This is a genomic window from Mesorhizobium sp. WSM4844, from assembly GCF_055811775.1.
In genome coordinates this window covers 70,018-95,514 of sequence record NZ_JBVVQB010000015.1, presented here as the reverse complement: position 1 = coordinate 95,514, position 25,497 = coordinate 70,018, and the positions used below count along the sequence as shown (strand labels likewise).

Sequence of the window (25,497 nt, the reverse complement as noted above, 5' to 3'; positions counted from 1 at the left end):
CCACTACTCCTCCCAAGTTTGCGCGAGGTCGGGCAAATGGGTGCCACAGGAATTTTTATTGCGCAATCTGAAATTTTTTTGCAGCATGAAGGTCTGGTGAGGAAACAGCCGATGGTCGTCAAGGTCGAAAGCGGGAAACGCGGCACGCCCAGCCGGCGCGTGCGGCTCGAAGACGTCGCCGCGCGCTGTGGCGTATCCGTCAGCACGGCGTCGCGGGCGCTTGCCGGCGGCAAGGGCGTGCGCGGCGACCTTCGGTCGACGATCATCGAAACCGCCAGGAAGTTGAACTACACGATCCCCACGTCGATCGCCGGCCGCAAGGTGATCCTCGCCGCAAGCAACGCTGCGAGGATCGACTATGGCCGCAACCAGTTCACCTTCTATGTGCTCGACGGACTGAACGAGCGCGCAAAAACTCTCGGTGTCGAGCTGGTGTCGCGCTCGATCGCCGACTCCGGTGAGCAGATCGCGCTGCTCAATGAGGCAAGCCAGGACAAGAGCGTCGTCGGTTGCCTGTTTCTGACGCTTGACGACGAGGCGGTGCTGACGCTGAGCGGCGGTTTCGGCAAGCCGATCGTGCTCATAAACGGCGACGATCCGGCGATGCACCATTCGAGCCTGACGCCATGCAACCGCTCGGCGGCGCATCTCGCGACGCAGCACCTGCTCGACCTCGGCCACCGGCGCATCCTGTTCCTGATGCGACGCGGGCGGCGCACGATCGAGCGTCGCTTCGAGGGCTGGCAGGATGCACTGGGAGAGCGCGGCCTGGCGGCCGGCGACCTGGCCGTGGAGGTGGCGGATTGGCTGCCGGACCTTGCGGCCGAAGCGATCGCGCGGCGCATCGAGACGCGCGGCCTCGACTTCACAGCTGTGCTCGCCGCGGGCGACAGTCTCGCTATCGGCGCGATGATGGCGATCCGGAAGTCGGGTTACGAGGTGCCTGCCGACGTGTCGGTCATGGGCATGGATGACCTTCCGCAGGCAGCTTTCCAAAACCCGCCGCTCACGACGATGCATATCCCGATGCGCGAGATCGGCGCGGCGTCGCTCGACCTCCTGCTCGCCGATCTCGGCGGGGACCTGCCGCCGCGCCGTATCGAATTCGCCTGCCATATCGTGCAACGCCAGTCGACCGGCCCGGTTCGCGCCTGAGACGTATGGTTCACACCGCTGTCCGGGCCAGGCCATCACTACATCGATGGGGTCACGTTCGAACCGTCGTCGAAGCGTCCGTAACCTCCGCCGAAGAAAAGCAGAGGTTCGCCGTCTCGCAAGGTCGCGGCGGTTACGCGGGCTACGACGATCAAATGGTCACCGCCCTCATGCCCGGAGATCCGGACGCATTCGAACCGCGACAGGCAGTCACCCAGCAGCGGCACGCCGGCATCGTTCAGGTCGTGCGGGAGGCCGTCGAAGGCTTGCCCGGCGCGAGCGAAGCGCTGGCTCAGCTCGATCTGCTCCGCGCCCAAGACATGAACCGCGAAATGCTCGCAACCAGCGAAGGCAGCAAAGCGCCTCGAATGCCGGCCGATCGACCAGAGCACGATTGGCGGGTCGAGGGACACCGATGCAAAGCTGTTCGCGGTGATGCCGACGGGACCATCAAGCGTCATCGTGGTGACGACGGTGATACCGGTCGCAAACCGGCCGAGCGCGTCGCGGAACTCGCGCTTGCGGTCGGGGCCGGGCACGAAGCTTTTCATCGGTTGCTGCTCGGGGCTGAGGAAGTGGTACATCAGGCGCCCTCCTGGCCAAGGGCTGCGGTGGAGGCCTCAATCTCGTTGAGGCGCATTCGCAGCATCATCATCGCCGCTCGCCGGTTCCGAGCGGAGTCGCCGGGGTGAGTTCCGGCACCCGGCCATAGGCATGCGGCAGCGAACAGGTCTTGATATTCGGCAGCACGCGCTTGCCGAAGGACAAGGCCTCGTCGATATGCGGATAGCCGGAGAAGATGAAGGCGCGGATGCCCATTTTCCGGTATTCCTCGATCTCGCACATGACCTGGTCGGTCGAGCCGACGATCGCGGCGCCACAACCAGAGCGTGCGCGGCCAACGCCGGTCCACAGATGCCGCTCGACATAGCCTTGTGCGTCGGCGCCGGCGCGGTTCTTTGCCTGGTGCGCGACGCCCAGGGATGTCGCGTCCAGTGCGCGGGTACGGATAACGCTGCCCTGCTCGTCGTCGAGTTTCGAAACCAACTCCTCGGCATATTCGCGGGCTTCGGCTTCGGTGTCGCGCACAATCACATGGACGCGCAGGCCATAATCCAATGTGCGGCCATGGGCGGCTGCACGCTCGTGAACATCACGCATGCGGTGCGCCAACACGTCCTTCGCCTCCGGCCACATCAGATACACGTCGCACTGTGCGCCGCAGAGTTCGAGCGCGTCGGGCGAATAGCCGCCGAAATAGAGCAGCGGCCCGCCATTCTGTTGGTAGGGCTTTGCGGGGTCGGCGGTTACTTTCCCGAATTGGTAGACCTCGCCCTGATGGTTGATTTCGTCGCGCGTCCAGGCCTGACGCAGGATTTCGATGACCTCGTGCGAACGCTGATAGCGGAAGCGGCTGTCGGCGAGTTCGCCGGGAAAGTCGGAAGAGATGACGTTTATAGTCAATCTGCCCTTTAGCATGTGGTCGAGCGTTGCGAGCGTGCGCGCCAGCATGATCGGTTGCATTTCGCCGCAACGCACCGCCGCGAGAAGGTTGATCGAATGGGTTATCGGAGCGCAGCCCGCCACGAAGGACAGAGTATCCTGGCCGACCTGATAGGACGAGGGGCACAGGATATTGCGAAAGCCCAGTCCTTCGGCTGTCTTGACGATATCGGAGCAGTGCTCCCAACTCGACCGCAGCGCGCCATCCGGTATGCCGAGATAGCGGAAATCATCGGAGCACAAAGCGGAAAACCACGACACTTCAGCAGCATCGAGATCTGCGGACGTCACCGGAACTACCGTCAATGTCGGCACTCCTCGTTGTCAGAGACTGGATTTCCCTGTTGCATATCATTCGTGTTTGTGTAGATCAATAGTGTATCAATTTTGCGTTGGAGACAATGTGACCACGTCCAGAAACGCCTATGCGCTTCCGATGCATCAGCAGGTCAGCGAAATGCTGATCCGCGAGATCGCGGCCGGGCGGATGATTGAGGGCGAGAAGCTTCCGCCGGAGCGCGACATGGCTGCGGGGCTCGGAATAGCGGTCGGTACTTTGCGCAAGGCGCTCGGCGATCTCGAGCGCAAGGGCTTGCTCAGTCGCATCCAGGGTTCCGGCAACTACGTACGTTCGCAACCTGACGTGGCCAGTGTCTATTCCATGTTCCGGCTGGAACTCCTGGAGGGAGGCGGGCTGCCGACGGCGCGCGTTCTGTCAGTCGATCGGCTGGCGAAACCGATGGACCTGCCGGTGTTCGGGTCGAGCAGCGATGCCCATAGAATAAGACGGCTGCGGAGCCTCAGCGGCAAGCCGGCGGCGCTGGAGGAGATCTGGCTCGACGGTGCCCGTGTGGAGACGGTTGCTATCGAAGAACTGTCGGATTCGCTCTATCTCTACTACCGCAAGGCGCTCGGCTTCTGGATCCTGCGTGCAGAGGACCGCGTCGGGGTCGGCCAGGTGCCGGGATGGGCGCCGCCTGAATTCGGCCTGGCGCCGGGCGCTGCCGCCGGCTTCATCGAGCGTACCGGCTGGATGCAGGACGGCGCCAGTGCGGAGTTCTCCAGGACCTGGTTTGATCATGGCGTCGCACGCTACGTCGCGCGGCTGCGATAGGGAACGGCTATGGCGAAGCACATTTCCTACGGCATCATCGGCTGCGGCATGATGGGGCAGGAGCATCTTCGCAATATCGCGCTGCTGCCCGATGTCGGCGTCGCGGCGGTCTTCGAGCCCGACGCGACAATGCGCGCCCGCGCGGCAGACCTTGCCCCGCAAGCGTCGATCGCCGGCTCAATCGCGGAGGTGGCGGCCGATCCGCGCGTCGACTGCTTGCTCATCGCCAGTCCGAACCATGTGCATTTCGCGCAGCTTAGGGAAGTCGCTGCTGTCCGTGCGCTGCCCATCCTGGTCGAGAAGCCGCTTTTCACCGACCCGGTCGACGCAGCCGCGGTGAAGGCGTTCGCCGCGACCTATACCGCACCGGTCTGGGTCGCGATGGAATACCGCTATATGCCGCCGGTCGCTCGATTCATCGAGCAGGCGCAGGACGCCACCGGCGGCATCCGGATGCTGACAATCCGCGAACATCGCTACCCGTTCCTGGACAAGGTGGCCCACTGGAACCGCTTCAACCGTCGATCGGGAGGCACGTTCGTCGAAAAATGCTGCCATTTCTTCGATCTCATGCGGCTGATCCTGAAATCGGAACCGGTGAGAATCATGGCGTCGGCCGGGCAGGAAGTGAACCATCTCAACGAGCATTATGATGGCGAGACACCCGATATCTGGGATTGCGGCTACGTGCTGGTCGATTTCGCCAGCGGCGCGCGCGCCATGCTGGAACTATGCATGTATGCAGAGGGCAGCCGCTACCAGGAGGAGATCAGCGCCGTCGGTGCGCAAGGTAAAGTCGAATGCCTGGTGCCGGGTCCCGGCCGCTTCTGGCCAGCTCATCTCGGCGCGGCGCCAACGCCGCAGCTGATCGTCAGCCCGCGCGCTCCGCAGGGACCGTACACCGTCGAGATCCCGGTCGACCCGCAATTGTTGACGGCCGGCGATCACAATGGCTCGACTTTCTATCAGCATCAGCGGTTCTGCGCCGCCCTGCGAGGCGAGGGCCAGGTCGAGGTGACGCTGGATGATGGCTGGAAAGCTGTCGCCATGGGTATGGCCGCACAATTGTCGGCAAACCAGGGCACGGCCATTTCCAACCCACTCGACGCATCAGTGACCACTTGATCTTGCTGACCAAGTGGTAGCGGAGACGGCTAAATCGCAAGATCCACGGCGTGAGCCGCCTAAAGCGCGTCGCGTTTGTCCCGGCCTCATGCGACGCGCTTCAGGTTGTTGTTTTTATGCATGTCGTTGTCGCAAAACCGCTGCACACTTTTGCGCGACATGCATTGGTGGGATCAGTCAACCCTTGCCTCCGATTGCCGCTATGGTTCGGACCAGCCTGTCCGCGACACAGGTCGATGCTCCAGCCGCCATGAGCATCTGCGGCAGGATCAACCATTCCAGCGTCCAGGCTGCACCAGAGCGCTCTTGCTCATGGATCAGCGCATGATGCATTCCCGACAATTGGACTGCGTTGAAGCGGGCAAGCGTCACCAGCATCTCGGCGTCGATGGGATTGCGCTTGTGCGCCATGGCGGACGACGAACCGCCGCCCGCCCGTTGCAGCTCGTCGCCTGCCTGCGCCATCAGTGCAATGTCCTGCCCGAACTTGCCGAGGCCTCCCGTCACAAGTGACAGCCAGCTGGCCAGCTCAGCGATGCGGTCGCGCTGGCTGTGCCATTGCGGCGCGTCGCCAAGGCTTAGCTGCCGGGCCAGCGCGGCACGGAGGGCGGCGCCCTTGTCTGCAAACTTCTCGAGTGTCCCGGCGGCGCCGCCGAACTGGACGACGAGAACCGATCCCCGCACCGATTGAAGCCGCTCGTGGTGGCGCACGAGCGGTTCGCGCCAGCTTGTGACGCGGTCGGCTACGGAAATCGGAATTGCTGCCTGCATGCGGGTTCGGGCCATCAGCGTGCGATCGCCAAACCGATGGCCGAGATCGGCGAAGGCGACCACCAGAGCCGAAAGCCGTTCTTCCAACAGGTCGATACAGGCGCGAATTCTCAGGATCATGGCCGTGTCGATCACGTCCTGGCTGGTCGCACCGAAATGCACATGCTGCGAATGCGGCTCTCCGACAGCATGCCTGATCTGCCGCACGAGTTCCGGCACCATGACGCCGTCGCGCGCCGTTGCGTCCCTCAGGGCCTGGATTTCCGGCCGGAAGTTGTCGAGGACGCGCCCGATGACGCTTGCTGCAGCCGCCGGGACGATGCCGAGCGCAGCTTCTGCGTCGGCGAGCGCTTTCTCGAATTGCAGCATCGTCGCAAGTTCGGCCTCGACGCCGAGCAGCGTCGCCATCTTCTCATCGCCGAGAAGCCCGGACAGGAGGGGCCCGGACAGAAGGGGATTGTCGAATGCTGCGATCATATGTCGAAGAAGACCGTCTCGTTGATGCCCTGGAGATGAATGTCGAACTTGTAGATGTCGCCATCGCGCGGCGCGACCAGCGTTGACACGCGCTCTTTCTGCTCAATGCGCATCAGGACGGGATCCTCGGCGTTGGCGGTTTCCTCATCGCCGAAATACATACGGGTGTGAAGGCCAATGTTGATTCCACGCGCGACGATCCAGACCGTCAAATGCGGCGCCATCTTGCGGCCGTCAAAAAACGGCACGCGACCGGGTTTGATGGTTTCGAACAGGCATTCGCCCGTCGTCATGTCGGTGGGCAGCCGGCCCCAGCCGGTAAAGTTCGGGTCGGCGGAGCCGCGCAGATCCGAGGGCGAATTGTAGATGCCGGCGGCGTCCGCCTGCCAGATCTCCACAAGTGCGTCGTTCAGCGGCGAGCCGGCGCCGTCGATCACCCGGATGTTGACCCTGATGCGTTCGCCCCTGGTCTTGTCGTTGACCATCGCGGTGCCAAGGTCGCGTTCATAGACGCCCGAGATACCGGCGAAGTTGGGCGTCAGCCCGATATGGACGTAGGGTCCCGCGGTCTGCGAGGCGCTTTCCTTCAGCCGGCCAAGAGCCTGGACCATCAGTTGCCCTCGATGCGGTTTTCGAACAGTGTCGAGCGGCGGCCGCGCAGTACAACGTCGAATTTGTATGCCCGCGCATCCATCGGTATCGTTGCCTCCATGTCGAGTGCGGCGGTGAGGCCTTCAATAGCGCGGCGGTCGTTGATGGTCCGCACGATCGGACACCTCCAGATCATCGGGTCGCCCTCGAAATACATCTGGGTGATCAGGCGCTGCGCGAAGCCGTGCCCGAAGATCGAGAAATGGATGTGCGCTGGACGCCAGTCGTTGGGTCCGTTGGGCCAGGGATATGGCCCCGGCTGGATCGTGCGGAAACAATAGGAGCCATCCTCGCCGGTGATCGTGCGGCCGCAGCCGCCGAAGTTCGGATCGAGTGGCGCGCGATAAGTCTCCTTCTTGTGTCGATAGCGTCCGCCGGCGTTGGCCTGCCATACCTCCAGCAACGCACCAGCGACGCCGATGCCGCGCTCGTCGAGCAGGCGGCCATAGACGAGGATGCGTGGCCCGATCGCGCTTTCGCCCGGCCCGGCAAAATTGTGTAGGAGGTCATTGTCCAGTTCACCGAGAATACTTTGGCCGAAGACCGGCCCCGTAAGCTCCGACAGCGTGTTGTCGAGGGAAAGAAGCGGCCGTTGCGGCGAGCGCAGAACGGACGTCTTGTAGGCCGGCGTGAAGGCCGGCGGATGCCAGTTGCGGTCGCGCGGAAAGAAGGCGCCGATTTCCGGCGTACGGTTGGCGGGAAAGCGCGACTTGGTCATGATTAGCCGGCCTGAGCGTCGATTTCGTCGAACGTCTTCCTGGCGATCTTCATCGCATGATTTGCCGCCGGCACCCCGGCATAGATTGCCACATGCAGCAGCGCCTCGCGTATGTCGTCGCGCGTCGCCCCGGTATTGACGCTGGCGCGGATATGCATCGCAACCTCTTCGTCCTGCTTCAGCGCGGCGAGCAGCGCGATGGTGATCATGGAACGCTCGCGCCTGGTGATGTTAGGCCGCGACCAGACGTGGCTCCATGCAGCCTCCGTGATCAGTTCCTGGAAAGGAATGTCGAATTCGGTCTTGGCCGCCTCTGCGCGGTCGACATGGGCGTCACCCAGCACTGAGCGGCGCGTCGCCATCCCTTCGACGTATCGGTCGCCGTGTCGTGGCTTGCTCATTTGCGCTCTCTTGGCATGTCGTTCAGGAAGCCACGGATCAGCCCGGCCAGCCTTTCCGGCTGCTCGACGCATGGGATGTGGCCCGCACCGGCAATGATCTCGAACCGTGCGGCGGGGATTGAGCGGGCCAGCGATTCCACCAGTTCAGGCGGCGTCGATCCGTCCTGATCGCCGACAATGCAGAGTGTCGGCACGTTGATCGCGGCGGTCGTCGCGGTGAAATCGGCGTCGCGGATCGCCGCGCAGGCAGCAGCGTAGCCGGCCGGATCCTGGCGCGTCAGCATCGTTTTATAACCCGCCAGTTCCTCGCCGCGATTGTTATGGAAATCCGGCGTGAACCATTTTCGCATCACGTCGTCGGCAAAGCTGGCGATGCCCTCCGACAGGGTCGCATTGATGCGCCCGTTCCACATCTCGGCTGTGCCGATTTTCGCTGCCGTATCGCAAAGGATCAATCCCTCGATCAAATCCGGCCGCGTCTTGTAAAGGCATTGCGCAATGACGCCGCCGATCGAAAGCCCGCAGATCACCGCGCGCTTTACGCTGAGATGGTCGAGCAGCCCTGCAAGGTCCGTCGCATGGGTCTCGATTGTTTGCGGCGCGCCACCCAGTTCGCTCAGGCCGTGTCCGCGCTTGTCGAACGCAACGGATGTACAGTCGTCGGCCAGCCTTCGCTCGACCTCGTTCCAGATGCGCATATCCGTGCCGAGCGAGTTCGCGAAGACGACCGTCGGCCTGCCAGTTTTGGGACGATGCCGGTAGTGGATCGTCGCGCCATTGATGCGAGCAAAGTTCATACTTGTCATAGCTTTGGCATTCCTTTGGGCCGCATCAGCCGTTTTTGCGCGGCGATGCGGAATGGTGCGTTCGGCGCACCATAGCCTGCATACGCGCCGCGCCGTTCAACGAACTCGATAATGAATCCCTCTCCGAATGTCGGCGCATAGAGCTGAAAAAATTCGCCGTTGTCGTCGCGGTCATAAAGGATGTTGGCCGAGCGTAACCGATCGGCGACCTCGGGATCCAGACCGAAGCGCGCTTCTACGTCGTCGTAGTAGTTCATCGATATCTGAAGCGGTTCGAAGCCGTTGGCCTGCAGCTTCGCCGCCGTCGCAAAGATGTCATCCGTCGCGAGTGCCAGATGCTGGACGCCGGAACCAAAGGTTTCAGCGATGAAATGGCCGGCCAGGGTGCGGTGACTCTCGGCACCGTTCAGCGTGAGGCGGAAGCGCTTGTCCAGACCTTCGATGACCTGGCTGCGCACGAGGCCGGCCGGATCGACGATGTCGACCATCGGGGTCTTGGTCGTCCTGAAGATCGAGACATAGAACAGCAGCCAGCTCGGCATCTCCTCCTGTGCCATGGTCTGCCCGACATGATCGATACGGGTGAGGCCGACGCCATTGCCGGAACTTGCCGACGTGACTGGCGTGAACTCTATGTCCCAGACCTTCGCCAGGTCGGTCTTGGCATCGAGGAAGTAGATCAGTCCGCCGCCGACGCCGCGGATCGCCGGGATCGACAACTCGCCGGGCCCAACCCGCTGGTGAAAGATCTCCGCGCCCAGTGCCTCGGCGCGCGCCACCGTGGCGGCGGCGTCCTCGACCTTCAGGCCCATTGCGTATGCCGACGTGCCATGGACAACAAAGGAAGAATGGGCAAAGCCCTGCCGCTCGGTATTGATGACAATATTGATCTCGCCCTGGCGGTAGAGCGTGACGTCCTTCGAGACGTGCCGACCGGCCTCGACAAAGCCGAGCATGCGCAACAGCGATCCAAGCTGTCCGGCGTCCTGGCGATCGGCCGCGAACTCGATGAACTCGACCCCTCCAACTCCGATGCGGTCGGGCATGGGCGGGATAGCCATGTCAAGTGCCGGTTCTTCACGCCGCACCTGATCCATCAACCATACGAGCGAACGCCGTCCGTCGACGGAGATCGCCTTTGCCGACCCGCCACGGAACTGATCGTTGAAAATCTCGAGCGACAGATAGCCGTCATAACCGGTTGCGGCGACCGCCTGCATGAACTGTCGCACCGGCAGATCACCTTCGCCTGGCATGTTGCGGAAGTGCCGGCTCCAATAGAGCAAGTCCATTTCGATCAGCGGCGCGTCGGCGAGTTGGACAATGAAGATCTTGTCCGCGGGTATCGAACGGATCGAGCCAAGTTCAATCCTGCGGGCCAGCGTGTGGAAGGAATCGAGAACCAGCCCGACGTTCGGATGGTCGGTCCTGCGCACGATTTCCCAGGCATCGCGATGATCGTTGACGTGACGCCCCCAGGCCAATGCCTCGTAGCCGACGCGCAGACCGCGCCTGGCGGCGCGCTCGCCAAGCTCGCGAAAGTCCATGGCCGCCCGGTCGATCCCGCCAAGCGAGACGGGCGACACCGACGAGCATACCAGCATCAGGTCGGTGCCGAGTTCCTGCATGACGTCGAACTTGCGCTCGGCACGATCGAAGGCGCGGTTGCGCTGCGGCTCCGGCAACCCCTCAAAATCCCTGAACGGCTGGAAGAGCGTTATGGTCAGGCCTGTGTCACCAGCCATTCGGCCGACGTCGCGCGGTGAGCCGTCAAAGGCGAGGAAATCGTTCTCGAAGATTTCGACACCGTCGAAGCCCGCGGCGGAAATTGCCGCGAATTTCTCCGCCAGGTCACCGGCGATCGACACCGTCGCGATCGACGTCTTCAAACGCGCCTCCTCCCTGGTTTGTAGTGAACGAACCAGTTCGTACATAACTAAGGCAACGCTGCCAGCACCGCAAGTTTTGGCGCGCTCAGCGTTCTGCGGGAGCTTCGTCCTTCGCGACAAAACGCAACAGCATCTCGACGCTGTTGCGTTTGAGCCGCTCGAGTTGTGCCGGCGCGCCGAAGTCGCGTCCGAAGATCATCGAAAAGGTGGTGCGATTGGAAACGTTGAAGAAGCACAGCGCGCTTATCTGCCAATGGAGTTCGACCGCGTCGAGTCCCGGCCGGAACACGCCCTCTTCGACACCGCGTGAATAGATGCGAGAGATATGGTCGATCGCAGTCACGTTCAGTTCGCGGATCGCATCCGATTGTTCGAGATATTGGCCGTGATGGATATTCTCGATCATCACCATGCGGATGAATTCCTCGTGTCGGTGATGGTGGTCGAACGTGAACTCCACCAGGCGTGTCAGTGCCGCCACGGGCGGCAGGCCTTCGATATCAAGTTGAGCCTCGCCCTCGCGCACCTGGCGATACGCGTTCTCGAGCGCGCGCAGGTAGAGGCCTTCCTTGTCGCCGAAGTAGTAGTAGATCATGCGCTTGCTGAAGCGTGTGCGCGCTGCAATCTCGTCTATGCGCGCGCCCGACAAGCCGTTCAGGGCAAACTCCTTGGAGGCGATCTCCAGGATGTTGCGGCGCGTGCCCTCAGGGTCCTGGATACGCGTCGTGCTCGCGTCCGGCTTCGGCTTTCGTTCTTTCTTGATAACGGCCATGCAGTTGAGTTCCCGCCCCGGCGTGCCGGCATTTGACTAAACTAACCAGTTAGTACATTATTCGCAAATCGCGACAGGCTCATTTACCGGCGCGTTTTGCGTGAACACAAGGGCGATCCGGGAATTGCCGCATTTGGGCTGGGAGGCGGCCCGCACAGGGAGGAATTTCGCGAGATGGACGACAGCCTTGTCGACCTCCTTTGCCGTCTTGCCGACGAGCACAAGGGCGCCGCCGGCGGCGACAACGAAAAGGTCGTGATTGGCCTCGTCGGACGCGGTATTCAGTCCTCGCGCACTCCCGGCATGCACGAGCGTGAAGCCCGGCGCCTCGGCATCGGCTATTCGTACCTTTTGCTCGATTTCGACAGGCTCGGATTGCCAGACGCGGCGATCGGCGACTTGATCGCGGCGGCGGAAATTGCAGGCTTTCACGGCCTCAACATCACGCATCCGTTTAAACAGGCTGTCATTCCCGTCCTCGATGCATTGTCGCCGGAAGCGCGCGTGATAGGCGCGGTGAATACGGTCGTCTTTGCTGGCGGACGCAAGGAAGGCCACAACAGCGACAGCTGGGGTTTCGCGGAGAGTTTTCGCGAAGCGATGACAGGCGCATCGATGGGCTGTGTCGCAATGTTCGGCGCGGGCGGAGCGGGCGCCGCAGTCGCAAACGCACTGATGGAAATGGGCGTTGGCCGGCTGTTCGTACTCGACAGCCAACCCGGTCGCGCCTCGGATCTTGCGTTGCGCATGGGCGCCTTGTTTGGCGGTCGCGTCGAGACGTGGCCGGACCCGGCTGCAGCCGTGCGCATGGCAAACGGCATCGTCAACACGACCCCGGTGGGCATGGCGAAGTACCCCGGAACACCGTTCGACACGGCTCTTCTGACAGCCGAAAAATGGGTCGCCGACATAATCTACTTTCCGACCGAAACAGAGTTGTTGGTCGCGGCCCGTGCGATCGGCTGCAGAACGCTGCCGGGCATCGGCATGGCGATCTATCAGGCCGTCCGCGCGTTCGAACTCTTTACCGGGCGCAAGGCCGACCGCCGCGCCATGGCAGATCATTTCGAGGCCGCCGCATGAAGGCAATGACGCCTATAACCATATGAAGACCATAGGGAGGAAATCGACATGAAAGCTGAAATGAACCGACGCCTGTTTATGGCCGCCGCCGGCGCACTCGCCGCCGCGACCGCCGTTCCCGCCTTCGCGCAGGACAAGCCGAAGCTGCGTTTCTCGGCCGTGTTCTCGGAACAGGACATCCGGGCCGAGATGATGAAAAAGTTCGCCGACGCCATCAAGGGCGACTTTGCCTTCGAGGGTTATTACGGCGGCAACCTGTTCAAGCAGGGCACCGAACTTGTCGCCATCCAGCGCGGCAACCTCGAGATGGGCAACGTCGCCCCGCAGGACATCTCCAAGCAGATTCCGGCGTGGTCCATCGTCACCGCCGGCTACCTGTTCCGTGACGCCGCGCACGTGAAGGCGTTCTTTGCCAGCGATGCCGGTGCGGAGCTGAAGAGGATGACCGAGGACCAGCTCGGCGTGAGGGTGCTCGGCCCTACCTATTTCGGCCTGCGCCAGGTCGGCCTGAAGCCGGACAAGGAAATCAAGACTCCCGCCGACATGGCAGGCATCAAGCTGCGTATGCCGGGTGGCGACGCCTGGCAATTCCTCGGCCAGGCGCTCGGTGCGAACCCTACGCCAATGGCCTACGCCGAGGTCTATACCGGCCTGCAGACAGGCGCAATCGACGGGCAGGACAATCCGTTGCCCAACGTCGAGAACATGAAATTCTACGAGGTCATGTCGCAGATCGTGCTTACCTCGCACCTTGTCGGCTTCGACCTTCTCAGCATCTCGAAAAAGCTGTGGGACGAGATGGGGGCCGAGAAGCAGGCAAAGGTCCAGGCCGCGGCGGACAAGGCGATCGACTTTTCGACAGAGAAACACCTGACGCGCGAGAAGGAACTCGTTGAAACATTCAAGGGCAAGGGCCTGAAGATCTACGAACCCGATGTCGCAGCATTCCGCAAGCATGTGCAGGAGCAATATCTTGCCTCCGACCTGGCCAAGGAATGGCCTGCCGGGATGGTCGACAAGATCAACGCGCTTTGACGCGACGAACGCGCCGGCCGGTCCGCTTGCGACCGGCTGGCCGGTTTGGCCAGACGCCCGTCAGGGAGGCATCATGAACCCGGGATTGAGAAAGGTCGGCGGCTGGCTCTACCGGCGCGCCGAGAACGCCATCGCCATCGCAATCGGCGCCATGTTCGCCGCGTTTCTGCTGCAGGTTGCTTTTCGCTACCTTCTCAACTGGCCGACCGGCTGGAGCAACGAGCTCACCGTCGTACTCTGGATCTGGGTTGTGCTGTTCGGCGCAGCGTTCGTCGTTCGTGAAGAAGAGGAAATCCGTTTTGATCTCCTCTACGCCACAGTCGGTCCGGACATCAGGCGGGTAATGACGCTTGCCTTCGCAATCGCTCTCGTCGCGCTCTATGGCTGGTCCTTTCCGGCCGTCTTCAGCTACGTCACCTTCATGAAGGTCGAGAGCACCGCCTATCTCAAGATACGCTTCGACTGGCTGTTCTCGATCTATCTCGTCTTCGTGGTCGCCGTGATCGCCCGCTACCTATGGCTGGCGTGGCGTGCTCTGCGCGGCGAAGCACCGGCGGAATTTGACCCCACGAAAGCGAGCTCCGGCGTATGAATCTCGCAAGCCCTTTTTCGCTGTCAGTCGTTGCGATCACAGCGCTGGCCCTGCTTGGCCTGCCGATCGGTCACTCGATGATCGCCGGGTCGATCCTCTATCTCTGGCTGGCAGGGCTCGACATGGGCACGTCGGCCGAGCAGCTCCTCAACGGTCTCTACACAAGCTACATTCTGCTTGCCGTACCGATGTTCATTCTCGCGGCGGAGTTGATGAACGCCGGGACAATGACCGACCGGCTGCTGCAATTCTGCAACGCCGTTGTCGGCCGTTTCCGCGGCGGCCTGGCGCAAGTCAACGTGCTGCAGTCGATCATCTTCGCCGGCATGTCCGGCTCGGCCATCGCCGACGCCGCGGGCACCGGCAAGATGATGCAGCAACTCATGACCAGGGATGGCAAGTACCCGGCGAGCTATGCCGCTGCGCTGACAGCCGTCACCTCCGTCATCGGCCCGATCATTCCTCCGTCGATTCCGCTAGTCATCTACGCGCTGATCTCGGATGCATCCATCGGCTACCTCTTCATTGCGGGTATCGTGCCGGGCCTTCTTCTCGCCCTGTCGCAGATGATCATCGTCGCCATCGACGCGCGGCGGAAGAACTTTCCGGTCGAGAAGCCGGTGCCGCTCAGGGAATTACCGGGGATCACCTTGCGCGCATTTCCGGCGCTGATGCTGCCGGTCGTTCTGCTGGTCGGCATAAGGGGCGGCGTGATGACCCCGACCGAGGCCGCGGCGGTCGCCGCCGGCTACGCGCTGCTCATCTCGGTCGCGATCTATCGCAGCGTGACGCCGGGCCAGCTCTACCATGCGCTTCTCAACAGCGCCCGCACCACCGCCTCGATCGGCATGCTTATCGCCGGCGCCCTGGTGTTCAACTACGTTGTTACGGTTGAGAACATTCCGCAGTCCCTGTCGGTGATCCTGAAGTCCTGGGATCTTTCGCCGATGGGTTTCCTGATCCTGGTCAACATCCTGCTGCTGCTCCTGGGCTGCGTGCTGGAGGGCACGACCATCCTGCTGGTAATCGTGCCGGTGCTGATTCCGACGGCGCAGGCGCTCGGTGTCGACATGGTGCATTTCGGCGTAATGGTCGTCGTCAACATCATGCTCGGGCTCGTCACCCCGCCCTACGGGTTGCTGCTGTTCATCATGACCCGCATCGCAGAGGTGCCGCTGCGCGACCTGGTGCACGACGTAATGCCGTTTCTCTACGCCATGATTGCCGCCCTGATGCTGATCACCTTCTTCCCATCGCTGGTGCTGTGGCTGCCGCGCCTGCTGGGCTATCAAGGATAGGACCATGACCAAGCCAATCTTCGTCCTCAACGGCCCAAATCTCAATCGGCTCGGCATGCGCGAGCCGGAGATCTATGGCAGGACGACGCTCGCAGAAATCGAGGCGATGTGCCGTGACGCCGCCGGCGACCATCCGATCCGTTTTCACCAGTCGAACATCGAGGGCGAAATCGTCAACTGGGTGCATGAGGCGATCGACGACGGCGCGGGCATTCTGATCAATCCTGCGGGTTTGAGTTTTATTTCGATCCCGGTGCTCGATGCGCTCAAGATGTTTCCGGGCCCGATCGTTGAACTGCATATCTCGAACATCCATCGCCGCGAGGAGATCTATCATCGGTCGCTGGTATCGAAGGTCGCCACCGGCGTGATCGCGGGACTTGGCGCCGAAGGCTATCCGCTCGCGATCCGCTGGCTCATCGACCAGATCGACGGATAGTGTATCGCCATGCCTGAACCCTGCATCATCGCTGTTGCGATCACCGGCTCGCTGCCGCGCAAGGAAGACAATCCTGCGGTGCCAATCAGCGTGGCCGAACAGATCGAGTCGACCCAGGAAGCCTTTGAAGCAGGTGCGTCGCTGGTGCACATCCACGTGCGCAATGACGATCAGAGTTCATCGTCTGAACCAACGCGCTTCGCTGCCGTTCAGGCGGGGGTGCGCAGGCATTGCCCCGGTATGATCGTCCAGTTTTCGACCGGCGGGCGCGGTCGTGATCCTGCCGCGCGTGGCTCGGCACTTTATCTGAAACCGGACATGGCCTCGCTTTCGACCGGTTCGGTCAACTTCCCATCCATCGTCTACGAGAACCATCCCGCCCTGATCGGTGATCTCGCAACCGCGATGAAGGCAAATGGCGTGCTGCCGGAGATCGAGATCTTCGACCTCTCGCACCTTCACACTGCCAGGCGGCTGGCCGACGCGGGACTTTTGGGTGAGCGCCCGCACATCCAGTTTGTCATGGGAGTGCAAAACGCACTGCCTGCGCAGGAGAGATTGCTCGATGTGCTCCTCACGGAAGCGAAACTCCTGTTTCCACAATCCACCTGGACAGCGGCCGGAATAGGCCGCAACCAGACGATCGTCATGCAATGGGCGTTGGCGCGCGGAGCAGACGCAGTGCGCACCGGACTTGAGGACAATATCAGGATCACCAGGGAACGCCTGGCGCGCAGCAACGCCGAGCTTGTCGAACTCGCGGCGGCCTCAGTCGAGAAGTTTGGCCGGCGCGTGGCCACTGTCAACGAGGCGCGCCAAACGCTTGGTCTGGCGTCAGGATCGTAATTCTTGGGCCGTCGTCACGGCTAGGCCGCCTCCCGATGGTTGAATGCCGGCAGAAAATCGGCGCGAAGAAAATCGTCAATCGAACTCGTGGCCCGTATGCTGGCCTGTGCGGTCGGAGCTCGCAAAAGGCCGAAACGGCTGAACGTGTCCCAAGTATCGTTAATTAGTGTCGAGAAATCACGCTGCATGCCTGCCATGACCATTGCCTCGATATCGTCCTGACGCAGAGCCTTTCGAACTACAATGTTGCGCCCGGCGATTTGTGAGAGCCGCTCGGCGATTAGGCGCATGGTTAGCACCTCGCGCCCATGCAACTCGACGGTAGTGTTCCCCTCGAAGTCCAGGGCCAACAGGCGCTGCAGAGCAGCTTCGCCGATGTCCTTCGAATGCGCCATGTCGAACTGAGCGTCTGGGTCGAGCGGCGTCACGAGTGCGTCGGCTGCTTGGGAGGCAGGAAGAAAATAAAACAGGTTTTCGAAGAATTTTGGCGCTCGTAGATGCAAGATGTTGACACCCTTGAGCTTGTTCAAGATGTGCTCGACGTCACCGTGGGTGAGGATGAAGCCGCGATACCGATCATCATGTGCCCCAATCGTGCTGAGAAACACCACGGCAGGTAGGCTCGTTGCTTCGGCTGCCTGAGCGTAGACAGAGCCTGTATCTGCAAACTCGCGACGAAAATCACGAGCGTCGTGACCTCCTGGAACGACAAGGTATGCTGCGTCGGCGCCGTCGAAGCTACGACGCATGAAGAGTTCGTCCGAAAGCTCGCCGACAAACCCCTCGGCTCCGAGTTCGACGAGTGGTTTCAGGCGATCGGCATCCCTGCCCAGCGCGCGAACGAGATGTCCTGCCTTTAAGAGGGCTCGCGCAATATGGCTTCCAGTCCGACCTGTTGCAGCAGTGATGACATACGTGCGTTTGACTTCCTTATTCGGCGACATGTCCTGTACCTCCATGACTCCTTGCTCCGATGAGCACACTGAAAAGAGGCGCAAGCAGCGCGAAAGGATTCGGTGGACAAAAAAATATGCAAATGCCGCATCGTTTCAGTCGGATAATCGCTCTTTAAAAGGGCCGGCCAAGACAGATGCAAAGACGGTGATCCAAATGTCCAGTTTCGAGTCCGAAGGCGATTTCAGGCAATGGCTTATTGAAATGCGGCCACGGCTACACCGGTATTGCGCGCGCATGGCCGGTTCTGTGATCGACGGTGACGACCTTGTCCAAGACGCAATCGTCGGCGCGCTCTCGGCTGCCAACAGATTCGCGTCGATCGAGCGTCCAGACGCCTGGCTGTTCCGCATCGCCCACAACGCCGTTCGCAAGGAGATGAGAAAACGAGCTTTGCGGAATCTAATGCCTCAGGAGGATCTGGAAATGGTCGAAGACGGCCGAAGCGACACCGCGAGCCGCATTGCTGTTGCTGCAAGCGTCCGCTCCTTTCTCACTCTCGTCCCCTCTCAACGTGCCGCAGTGGTCCTGAAGGACGTGCTAGGCTACTCGCTCGAGGAGATATGCGAGGTTACGGACGCGACCTTGCCCGCAGTCAAGGCATCGCTCCACCGCGGCAGGGAAAATCTCAGACTGCGGGCCGATACACCACCTGCTACGATCGGGTGGGCGGATTCGAAAAATCGGAAACTGCTCGACGCTTATGTCGACCGATTCAACGCCCACGATTTCGCGGCGGTGGCAGATATGCTGGCCAACGACGTCAAGCTGAGCTTGGTGGGCAATTCCGAGATGGAGGGTGCCACAGCGGTCAAGACTTACCTTGGCAACTACAGCCGGCAGTCGGACTGGCGTGTTCACTCCGGCTTTGTCGATCTGCAGCCTGCGGTGTTGTTTTACAGCAGGACCAGCACTGAGCGGCCTACACACTTCGCGTTGATCAACTGGCAATCGGGCAACGTGATCAATATTCGGGACTATCGCTACGCACGTTACGTTCTCGAAGGCGCGGAGGTAGTCGTTTCGTCTTAGCAGAGTTGGTTGCTCTGACGACTACAACGCGATTGGCCGTGAAACCAGCGACGACCACGGCGAGCACTAAATAACACTAAGGAACCACTTCGTCAGGCCGGTGAGGCCCACCAGCATCTCCGGGCTGTGCCGCTAAGAACGATTTCTTGACTAACGCTTACCGCTAGTAAAGACTTCGTTCCCAGAGAGATCGCCAAGGAACGAGTACTATCGGCGTCTCAATTTGGTCCGGCTGCGAGGGCTGGATCGACTTCTTTCTCGATGGAGTCGGTTCCGATACACGGCTTGCAACTTTCACCCGCTTAGCCTGACGACTGGATCTCACGGCTCGCCCAGCACATCGGCAGCCCAGGCCCGCTCAAACCTGGCTTCAGCCTCGTGCTGGACGTTTCGAACGCTGGCGATGTCAGCGGCTTCGTATTCGCAGATCATGCGCAGCCGGTCGGATGACCAGTAACTACGGATCCAGCGGACATCGTAGAGGTCGAGGCACGGCGCCATCCGCGCCTCCACCGCGTCGAGTTCTTGCTGGGTGAACGGGGCTTCAAACGTCCGCTCGACGATTATGCGAGGCATGGTGCTCTCCTGTTCGATGGCCCGTTCAAGTCTGAAGGCCTGGCGTGGGTGCCGCCGTTGGAACGCTGCGCGCCGGTTCGGCAGGATGGCGCAAAACTGCTCGCGCCCTCGCGCTGAAATCCTCAAGCTCGATCGACGCCCGGCAATCGTCGTCGATTTCCGCTGCCGAAGAACTGTTGGCGGCCGCGCTGAGCAGGGCCTTGGCAATGGCGATCTCGCAGCGCCGGCGGATTTTTGAGGCGACTGTCAGTGCCTCGCTGGCGTGGAGCCGGACTTGCTCCATTAGACCGGCACGACAATAAAAACTCGCGGCGCTGTTGAGAGCGTAAGCCAGGTAAGACTTGTCGTCGGCAGCACGAAGCCGCGCCAAGGCACTCTCCAGCGCCTCATCGGCTGCATCAGCCGCCGTCATGAGGGCAGCAAGCGCCTGCAGGGCATCGACGAAAGGCGTCTCCTCCCCAATCCGTGCGGCAACCGACCGTAGCTCATCACAGCGGGCGTGCATGTCGGCATATCGTGCCATTTCGAAATGAAGCGTCGCCAGCCAGGTCAGGCATTTGTACTCGCGCCAGCGGTCTTCGCTTCGGCGCGCCAGGGCAAGAGAGCGCGCAAGATGCACGGCGGCTTGATCCTGCCGCCCGTCCCATCGCTCCAGCAGCCCGCTGGCCCAATGCAGTTCGCACAACTCTGTACCAAGCGACTGCGCGATATCGCCGGCCTCCGCGATCAATTCGCGCGCGCGAGCGATTTCTGTCTCCAGCTCAAGCAGGCAGCGAGCCGTGTTGGCGAGGTGATGCGCCTGGATCTTGCGGTCAGCGTTGCGCCCTATCTCGGCCGCACGAAGCGTGCTGGCCTCGGCCTGCTCTATTTGTCCGGCCTGCTGATGGAGAATGGAAAGCAGATAGTGCCCTGTCGCCGCGGCAGCCTGCAGCCCTTGTTCCTCCGCTGCGGTGGTCGCGTCGGCGATCTCGTCTTCGATGGGCGGAAGTGATCGCAATCCGGGACCAGTCGCGGCAAGAACGCGGATCTTGAGCAGCGCAATCCGGGAAACCAGCTTCTCCGGCGCTTCCGGCAGCCGCGCGACATGCCGCAGCCCTCGCTCGGCCAGGCCGGCGGCCTCGGCATTGGCGAAGAGCCGAAGCGCCCGCTCGCCCGCGACGATGCAAGCTCGTGCTGCCATCTCGTCATCCTCGGCGAGCACGGCATGATGCACGAGATCGGCCGCAGCGTCACCGCCGCGCTCCGCCGCCGGTCGAAGCGCGCGCGCGATATGTCGATGCAACAGCTTGCGCCTGGGATGGGACAAGCTGCGGTAGGTGACTTGCCGGACGAGGTCGTGGGTGAAGTCATAGGCGTCGCCGCCTGCCGGCCGCACCAGCCCGCGCCGCTCAAGCTCCCCCAGTGCCATCAGAAGCCCGGAAGCATCAAACGGCGCCAAGCGCGCAAGATCCTCCGGCGTGAAGGTGCGGCCATGCGCTGCAGCCCAGACCAGGGTTTCGCGCACCTGGTCGGTCAGCCCAGCCAGTTGTCCTTCTATCAGGGCTTTCACGGTACGGCCGGGGCCGGGATCCCCCCGCAGGTGAGCGCGGGCAAGTTCAAGCGCAAACAGCGGATTGCCATCGCTCGCGGCGACGATTTGAGCTGCGTCGAGAGCCGGGTCGAGCCGCCGGACCAGCTCTGCCGTGTGCTCGGCGCTCAACGTATCGAGTTCGATCTCCGTCAGTCGGCCATCGCGGGCGAGTGAGCGCAGCACCCGCGATACTGCAATGTTGTCTTCGACTTCTCCAGAACGTGCTGCGCAGGCGATGACCAGACCGGGGGCTGCCTCCGTCCGGCGAGCAACATAGTGAAGCAGCGACGCGGACGCATCGTCGAGCCACTGGACGTCGTCGAGGGCAATACCCACCGGCTCGTCGGCGGCGAGCCCGTAAAACACGTCGACAATGGCGTCGAACAGCTGAGTGCGATCCCCGACCCCGCCTTCGCCGCCTCCAAGCTCGGGGAGCAGCGGGCCGAGAACCGAAGGCAATCCATGGCGCGGTCGCTGCCGCTGGACCGAGCGCAGGAGATCGATCCAGATGCCATAGGATCGTGCCGTCTCGGCTTCGAATGCGCGCGCGCTGAAGGCGCGCCCGCCGGCAGCGGCCACCCGTTCGCTGAAATAGCCGAGCATGTGGCTCTTGCCGACGCCGGGCTCTCCAGTCACAAGGATGACATCCTGGCCGCTGTCGGCTGCCATCCCGACGAGGCGATCGATGGTTGTGCGCTCGGCGTCGCGCCCAACCATGGGCCCGGAAGCCGCAGGCCGCGGGACGTCGTCCAGGGTTCGCCTGGCTGCACCGGAAGGGGCGGCTCGGGCAACTGCGATTGGGGTCGGTCGCAGCGCCTGCCTCGCCGCCTTCAGTTCCTCGCCTGGCGGCGCGCCAAGCTCGGCTTCGAATATGCGATGCGCCCGCTCGTAATGAACGAGCGCGTCATTGGTCCGGCCCAACTTCCCAAGCAGCCGGACCACCGCAGCATGACCGGTTTCGGATAGCGGGTCGGCCGCAACCAATGCGTAGGCATAGGGCAGGGCATCCGTCGGGACGTCTTCCAGTCGCGCGATAAGCGCGGCGAGAACCCTGAACCGGAGCTGGCTCATCGCCTCCCGCTCCGCTATGCACCATTCCTGGTAGCGGTAACAGAGCGGCAGATCGAGCCCGTCGAGGAACTCGCCTCCAAACAGCGCCACAGTCTCGGTCAGCACCTCGGTGGTCGCGGCGGAGACGCTGCTTGCGGCAAGCGAGCGCACGACCGCATGGTCGACCAGCGCATCGCCAAGCTCGATGCCGACCCGCTCACGATCCGCCACGAGCCGAGCTCTGCTGCCGTCGCCGAGCAGCGCGCGGATCTTGCTGAGGCTCCAGCGCAACTCGGCGCGCGGATCGTCCGGTCCGTCCCAGAACAGATCGCATAGCCGTTCACGCCGGTGCACCTGGCCGGTGGCAATGAGATAGCCAAGAAGCGCGCGCGTTTTGCGGGAGGCAGGTAAAGCAAGGACCTTCCCGTCGGCGCCGACAAGCTGGAGCTCGCCGAGCAGACGTACCTGGAGAGGGATAGGACGTTGCATCGCTGGCTGCCTGCTCTGCCTCGAGATAATTCGACGCCGGTTTCCACGGGCGCTCCCACGATCGTAGGCAAGTTTAGCCGTGAACACGGTCTTGCGAAACAGCCTTGAGGAGCCAGCCGATGACAACGACAACGGCGACGAAACCATTCGAACCTGCACAACACAAGGAGACGACCCTCGACCAATGGCGGGCTGCCGCCGCCAACCGCGAAGCCACCCTCAGCAAAGCGATCGAAGCCGCTGATGTGGCGCCACACTGGTCGTCTTTCCCTAAGCATGGATACCGGGATATCCGACTGGGGTGTGAAGGCTGGGGGGACTGAACATGAGATCATTCGCACCCGCCATCGCATTGCCGATTGCAGAAGCTGCTGCCGTCGCTGAAAGCCGGCGGCTAGGTCTTCGTGTTACGGCACACCGACGCCGACAGGACTGCTCACAAGAAAACCATTGTGGCTGAAGTGTAGTGGGAACGTGAATTGGGAGTAGAGGAAACCGTCATGCAAGCAAAAATTGCCGTCGTTCAGAAGCCGCCGGTCTTTCTCGATCGCGAGGCGACCATCGCCAGAGCCGTCGAGGCGATCGACGAAGCCGCCGATGCCGGCGCCACCCTGGTGATCTTCCCTGAAGCCTGGATACCCGGATATCCGACGTGGGTCTGGCGGCTGAAGCCCGGCACGGATATGGCATTGTCAAGCGAGCTTCACGCCAGGCTGCGCAGCAACGCCGTCGATATCGAGCGAGATGATCTTGAGCCTCTGCAGCAGGTCGCCAGCCAGCGTGCGGTGACGATTGTCGTCGGTGTGAACGAGATCGATAGCCGATTCTCGGGCACAACGCTGTTTAACACCGTGGTCGTGATTGGACCGGATGGCACACTCCAAAACCGACATCGCAAGTTGATGCCGACCAACCCCGAGCGCATGGTCTGGGGGACGGGCGACGCGAGCGGCCTTAGAGTTGTCGACACGCCGGTCGGCCGCCTGGGGTGCCTGATCTGCTGGGAAAGCTATATGCCGCTGGCGCGCTACGCTCTCTACGCCCAGAACATCGACATTCTCGTCAATCCGACGTGGGACAATGGTGAACTCTGCCTCGCCACATTGCGCCACATCGCCCGCGAGGGCGGATGCTGGGTCATCGGCACCGCGACGGCAATACAGGGCAGCGATCTGCCGGCCGACTTTCCCGATCGCGACCGACTGTTCAAGGCCGAAGAGTGGATCAACGACGGCGACGCCGTCGTCGTGAAGCCGGGCGGCGCAATCGCGGCCGGACCGCTGAACCGCGACAAGGGAATCCTGTTCGCCGAAATTGATCCGGAAGCGGTCGGCCGCGCCCGGCGGTCGCTCGACGTCGCCGGGCACTATTCTCGGCCGGATATTTTCTCGCTGTCGATCAGCCGGAAACCGCTTACACCCGTTGTGTTCACCGACTGAGCCGAGAGGGGCTGACGATCGCACCGGCGGTGGGCGGAAGCCGGGAGCCGGACTGTCGTGGAGCGCGTCCCATGACGCCGTCCGGTTAGCCGGGCGGCATGATGCTTCGCTCGTCTGCCCTGCCTGGCTCAACGCGGTCGCCGCAGCATCGGGACTTGCGTCGGCGATGACCCGACCTGGATCGCGCCGAGAGGTTCGAAGCCGTGGCGCCGGTAGAACGGAATGTTGCGCGGGTTTGAGGATTCCAGATAGGCGGGCGCGTGATCGCGATCGCACTGCGCGAGCGCGTACGCCATCAAGGCATCGCCGTGACCTTCGCCCTGGTGCGCCGGGTCGACGCCGATCGCGGGCAAGTACCAATGCGGTTCGGTCGGGTGGTACTTGGCCATCTGCTCGAATATGGCGGCGACGTCAGAGGCAAGGGAGGGCGCAACCGTGCTCTCGACAAGCGCACCAAGCCCTTCCTCGTCGGGATGCACACCGGGCGACAGCCACAGCGCCGTCCCGACATAACCATCGGTGCAAAAGCCGCTTCCGTTTGAGAATGCCTTGGCCCCGAACGCGCGGACCAGTCGCGGCATGGCCGCGAGGTACTGGTGTGCATGCGGCCAGGTCCATCGCGCCATGGGATCGGCTGCAAACGCCAGCAAGATTGTTCCGACCGCTGGATCTTCATCGGCCGCGGCCATGACTCTCACTGTCGGCGATTTCATGCTGCCCTCCAAGCGACGCAAATGGTTCGACGAGGCGTCCGCGCCCGCAACGGGCGCCGCAACAAGCCGGCAGGGATCAGGCAGTGCATCGGAAACCGTCCCACATCCAGCTGCCATGCTTCGCCTCCGGTGTTGAGTTTAACGCCTGACGCAACAAGTTGTTTCGAGAAACGGAGGGGAAATCCCCGAGGAAGGAGACAGCAGCGATGACGAAACACAAGACCGGAACACGCGAGGAATGGCTCGGAGCGCGGCTCGCACTGCTCGAGGCGGAGAAACGGCTCATGCGGCAGAGCGACGAGCTGGCGCGACAGCGACAGGAGCTGCCCTGGGTTCGGATCGACAAGGAGTATCTGCTGGAGACCGAGGAGGGCAGCGCCTCGCTCGCCGACCTTTTCCAGGGGCGCTCGCAACTCTTGGTCTATCATTTCATGTTCGGCTACGGATACCGGCTCACGGATGAGCGCCAAGGATGCACCGGATGCTCCTTGATCGCCGATCACTTCGACTGCGTCATCCCGCACTTGAACGGCCGCGACATTACCCTGGTTTGCGAATCGATCGCGCCGTTGCAGGAGATCCAGGACTACAAGCAGCAAATGGGCTGGCGCTTCCCGTGGGTTTCGTCGCTCGGGAGCGATTTCAAATACGACTTCGGCGCCGCCTTCACCGAAGAGCAGCAGAGAGACGGCGCCGACTACAACTATCAGCATGTCGACAGGGCCGAGCCGCAGAAGGAGGGAATGAGCGTCTTTGCGCTCCAGGACGGTGCCGTCTACCACACCTACTCCACCTACGCCCGTGGCACCGAGGCGTTTATGGGGGTCTACCGTTTCCTCGACCTGGCTCCGTGGGGAAGGAACGAGAACGGGCTCGAGTTCCCCCAGGCGTGGTGGCGCCGTCATGACGAGTACGGCAATGGCTGAGCGCTGGGTGTCATGGGCACAACCGCGAATTACGGTGACAGTGCACTGTTTTCGTTTCTGCCGTGCCTTCGAT

General features: G+C 62.3%; 26 protein-coding genes. 13 read left to right on the top strand and 13 right to left on the bottom strand.

The window, feature by feature from the left end:
• The first annotated feature begins 111 nt into the window (after nt 1-111).
• Nucleotides 112-1,155, top strand: a complete 1,044-nt coding sequence (locus tag AC0L2A_RS14840) for a LacI family DNA-binding transcriptional regulator (protein ID WP_473609375.1) — start codon at nt 112-114, stop codon at nt 1,153-1,155.
• A gap of 38 nt (nt 1,156-1,193) precedes the next feature.
• Here the strand turns inward: AC0L2A_RS14840 and AC0L2A_RS14835 are convergent, their stop codons facing one another.
• Together AC0L2A_RS14835 and AC0L2A_RS14830 are read right to left on the bottom strand one after the other, a co-directional pair.
• Nucleotides 1,194-1,739, bottom strand: a complete 546-nt coding sequence (locus AC0L2A_RS14835) for a flavin reductase family protein (protein ID WP_473609374.1) — start codon at nt 1,737-1,739, stop codon at nt 1,194-1,196.
• Nucleotides 1,740-1,806: 67 nt separating this feature from the next.
• Nucleotides 1,807-2,964: an LLM class flavin-dependent oxidoreductase gene (locus AC0L2A_RS14830; protein ID WP_473609372.1), complete on the bottom strand. Its 1,158-nt coding sequence runs from the start codon at nt 2,962-2,964 to the stop codon at nt 1,807-1,809.
• A 130-nt stretch (nt 2,965-3,094) separates the two neighbouring features.
• Between AC0L2A_RS14830 and AC0L2A_RS14825 the strand changes: the two genes are divergently transcribed.
• Both AC0L2A_RS14825 and AC0L2A_RS14820 read left to right on the top strand, forming a co-directional pair.
• On the top strand, nt 3,095-3,772 hold the full coding sequence (locus AC0L2A_RS14825) for a GntR family transcriptional regulator (RefSeq protein WP_473609426.1): 678 nt from the start codon (nt 3,095-3,097) through the stop codon (nt 3,770-3,772).
• Between the two features lie 9 nt (nt 3,773-3,781).
• A complete protein-coding gene (locus AC0L2A_RS14820; protein ID WP_473609371.1) occupies nt 3,782-4,897 on the top strand; it encodes a Gfo/Idh/MocA family protein in 1,116 nt (371 codons plus the stop codon).
• Between the two features lie 177 nt (nt 4,898-5,074).
• Here the strand turns inward: AC0L2A_RS14820 and AC0L2A_RS14815 are convergent, their stop codons facing one another.
• The 7 genes from AC0L2A_RS14815 to AC0L2A_RS14785 all read right to left on the bottom strand — a co-directional run bounded on the left by AC0L2A_RS14815 (nt 5,075) and on the right by AC0L2A_RS14785 (nt 11,382).
• A complete protein-coding gene (locus AC0L2A_RS14815) occupies nt 5,075-6,145 on the bottom strand; it encodes a 3-carboxy-cis,cis-muconate cycloisomerase (RefSeq protein ID WP_473609370.1) in 1,071 nt (356 codons plus the stop codon).
• Nucleotides 6,142-6,756, bottom strand: a complete 615-nt coding sequence (gene pcaG, locus AC0L2A_RS14810) for a protocatechuate 3,4-dioxygenase subunit alpha (RefSeq protein ID WP_128166355.1) — start codon at nt 6,754-6,756, stop codon at nt 6,142-6,144. The genes AC0L2A_RS14815 and pcaG overlap by 4 nt, the downstream gene beginning before the upstream one ends.
• The gene (gene pcaH / locus AC0L2A_RS14805) at nt 6,756-7,514 is read right to left on the bottom strand and encodes a protocatechuate 3,4-dioxygenase subunit beta (protein WP_473609368.1); all 759 of its coding nucleotides are present in this window, start codon (nt 7,512-7,514) and stop codon (nt 6,756-6,758) included. Before pcaH ends, pcaG begins: the two co-directional genes overlap by 1 nt.
• Nucleotides 7,515-7,516: 2 nt before the next feature.
• The gene (gene pcaC / locus AC0L2A_RS14800) at nt 7,517-7,915 is read right to left on the bottom strand and encodes a 4-carboxymuconolactone decarboxylase (RefSeq protein ID WP_128166359.1); all 399 of its coding nucleotides are present in this window, start codon (nt 7,913-7,915) and stop codon (nt 7,517-7,519) included.
• Entirely contained in the window at nt 7,912-8,712 is an 801-nt protein-coding gene (gene pcaD / locus AC0L2A_RS14795; RefSeq protein WP_473609425.1) for a 3-oxoadipate enol-lactonase, read from the bottom strand. The genes pcaC and pcaD overlap by 4 nt, the downstream gene beginning before the upstream one ends.
• 5 nt (nt 8,713-8,717) lie before the next feature.
• Entirely contained in the window at nt 8,718-10,610 is a 1,893-nt protein-coding gene (locus AC0L2A_RS14790; protein WP_473609367.1) for a bifunctional sugar phosphate isomerase/epimerase/4-hydroxyphenylpyruvate dioxygenase family protein, read from the bottom strand.
• Nucleotides 10,611-10,695: 85 nt separating this feature from the next.
• On the bottom strand, nt 10,696-11,382 hold the full coding sequence (locus tag AC0L2A_RS14785) for a TetR/AcrR family transcriptional regulator (RefSeq protein ID WP_287119354.1): 687 nt from the start codon (nt 11,380-11,382) through the stop codon (nt 10,696-10,698).
• A 174-nt stretch (nt 11,383-11,556) separates the two neighbouring features.
• On the opposite strand from AC0L2A_RS14785, the gene AC0L2A_RS14780 reads away from it, so the two are divergent.
• From AC0L2A_RS14780 to AC0L2A_RS14755, 6 genes are all read left to right on the top strand, one after another.
• The gene (locus tag AC0L2A_RS14780; RefSeq protein WP_473609366.1) at nt 11,557-12,465 is read left to right on the top strand and encodes a shikimate dehydrogenase; all 909 of its coding nucleotides are present in this window, start codon (nt 11,557-11,559) and stop codon (nt 12,463-12,465) included.
• A 48-nt stretch (nt 12,466-12,513) separates the two neighbouring features.
• A complete protein-coding gene (gene dctP / locus AC0L2A_RS14775) occupies nt 12,514-13,500 on the top strand; it encodes a TRAP transporter substrate-binding protein DctP (RefSeq protein WP_473609364.1) in 987 nt (328 codons plus the stop codon).
• Between the two features lie 73 nt (nt 13,501-13,573).
• Entirely contained in the window at nt 13,574-14,092 is a 519-nt protein-coding gene (locus AC0L2A_RS14770) for a TRAP transporter small permease (RefSeq protein WP_091595709.1), read from the top strand.
• A complete protein-coding gene (locus tag AC0L2A_RS14765; RefSeq protein ID WP_128166371.1) occupies nt 14,089-15,390 on the top strand; it encodes a TRAP transporter large permease in 1,302 nt (433 codons plus the stop codon). Before AC0L2A_RS14770 ends, AC0L2A_RS14765 begins: the two co-directional genes overlap by 4 nt.
• Nucleotides 15,391-15,394: 4 nt before the next feature.
• Nucleotides 15,395-15,829: a type II 3-dehydroquinate dehydratase gene (locus AC0L2A_RS14760; RefSeq protein ID WP_473609363.1), complete on the top strand. Its 435-nt coding sequence runs from the start codon at nt 15,395-15,397 to the stop codon at nt 15,827-15,829.
• Between the two features lie 9 nt (nt 15,830-15,838).
• Nucleotides 15,839-16,675, top strand: coding sequence for a 3-oxoadipate:acetyl-CoA acetyltransferase (locus AC0L2A_RS14755; protein ID WP_473609362.1), 837 nt, complete (start codon nt 15,839-15,841; stop codon nt 16,673-16,675).
• A 20-nt stretch (nt 16,676-16,695) separates the two neighbouring features.
• Here the strand turns inward: AC0L2A_RS14755 and AC0L2A_RS14750 are convergent, their stop codons facing one another.
• Nucleotides 16,696-17,634 (bottom strand): NmrA family NAD(P)-binding protein, encoded by a 939-nt coding sequence (locus AC0L2A_RS14750; protein WP_473609360.1) that lies wholly within the window; start codon nt 17,632-17,634, stop codon nt 16,696-16,698.
• A gap of 151 nt (nt 17,635-17,785) precedes the next feature.
• Here AC0L2A_RS14750 and AC0L2A_RS14745 point away from each other — a divergent pair, with 151 nt between their 5' ends.
• Nucleotides 17,786-18,661: a sigma-70 family RNA polymerase sigma factor gene (locus tag AC0L2A_RS14745; RefSeq protein WP_473609359.1), complete on the top strand. Its 876-nt coding sequence runs from the start codon at nt 17,786-17,788 to the stop codon at nt 18,659-18,661.
• A gap of 321 nt (nt 18,662-18,982) precedes the next feature.
• Here the strand turns inward: AC0L2A_RS14745 and AC0L2A_RS14740 are convergent, their stop codons facing one another.
• Together AC0L2A_RS14740 and AC0L2A_RS14735 are read right to left on the bottom strand one after the other, a co-directional pair.
• The gene (locus AC0L2A_RS14740) at nt 18,983-19,237 is read right to left on the bottom strand and encodes a nickel-binding protein (protein WP_128180888.1); all 255 of its coding nucleotides are present in this window, start codon (nt 19,235-19,237) and stop codon (nt 18,983-18,985) included.
• Nucleotides 19,238-19,262: 25 nt separating this feature from the next.
• On the bottom strand, nt 19,263-22,346 hold the full coding sequence (locus AC0L2A_RS14735; protein WP_473609357.1) for an ATP-binding protein: 3,084 nt from the start codon (nt 22,344-22,346) through the stop codon (nt 19,263-19,265).
• Nucleotides 22,347-22,465: 119 nt separating this feature from the next.
• Between AC0L2A_RS14735 and AC0L2A_RS14730 the strand changes: the two genes are divergently transcribed.
• Together AC0L2A_RS14730 and AC0L2A_RS14725 are read left to right on the top strand one after the other, a co-directional pair.
• Complete coding sequence (locus AC0L2A_RS14730) at nt 22,466-22,669, top strand: hypothetical protein (protein WP_473609356.1); 204 nt, start codon at nt 22,466-22,468, stop codon at nt 22,667-22,669.
• Between the two features lie 177 nt (nt 22,670-22,846).
• On the top strand, nt 22,847-23,785 hold the full coding sequence (locus AC0L2A_RS14725; protein WP_473609355.1) for a carbon-nitrogen hydrolase family protein: 939 nt from the start codon (nt 22,847-22,849) through the stop codon (nt 23,783-23,785).
• A 128-nt stretch (nt 23,786-23,913) separates the two neighbouring features.
• On the opposite strand, the gene AC0L2A_RS14720 is transcribed toward AC0L2A_RS14725, so the two are convergent.
• The gene (locus tag AC0L2A_RS14720; protein WP_236377838.1) at nt 23,914-24,498 is read right to left on the bottom strand and encodes a GNAT family N-acetyltransferase; all 585 of its coding nucleotides are present in this window, start codon (nt 24,496-24,498) and stop codon (nt 23,914-23,916) included.
• 206 nt (nt 24,499-24,704) lie between these two features.
• Between AC0L2A_RS14720 and AC0L2A_RS14715 the strand changes: the two genes are divergently transcribed.
• On the top strand, nt 24,705-25,424 hold the full coding sequence (locus AC0L2A_RS14715; RefSeq protein WP_473609353.1) for a DUF899 domain-containing protein: 720 nt from the start codon (nt 24,705-24,707) through the stop codon (nt 25,422-25,424).
• The last annotated feature ends 73 nt before the right edge of the window (nt 25,425-25,497 follow it).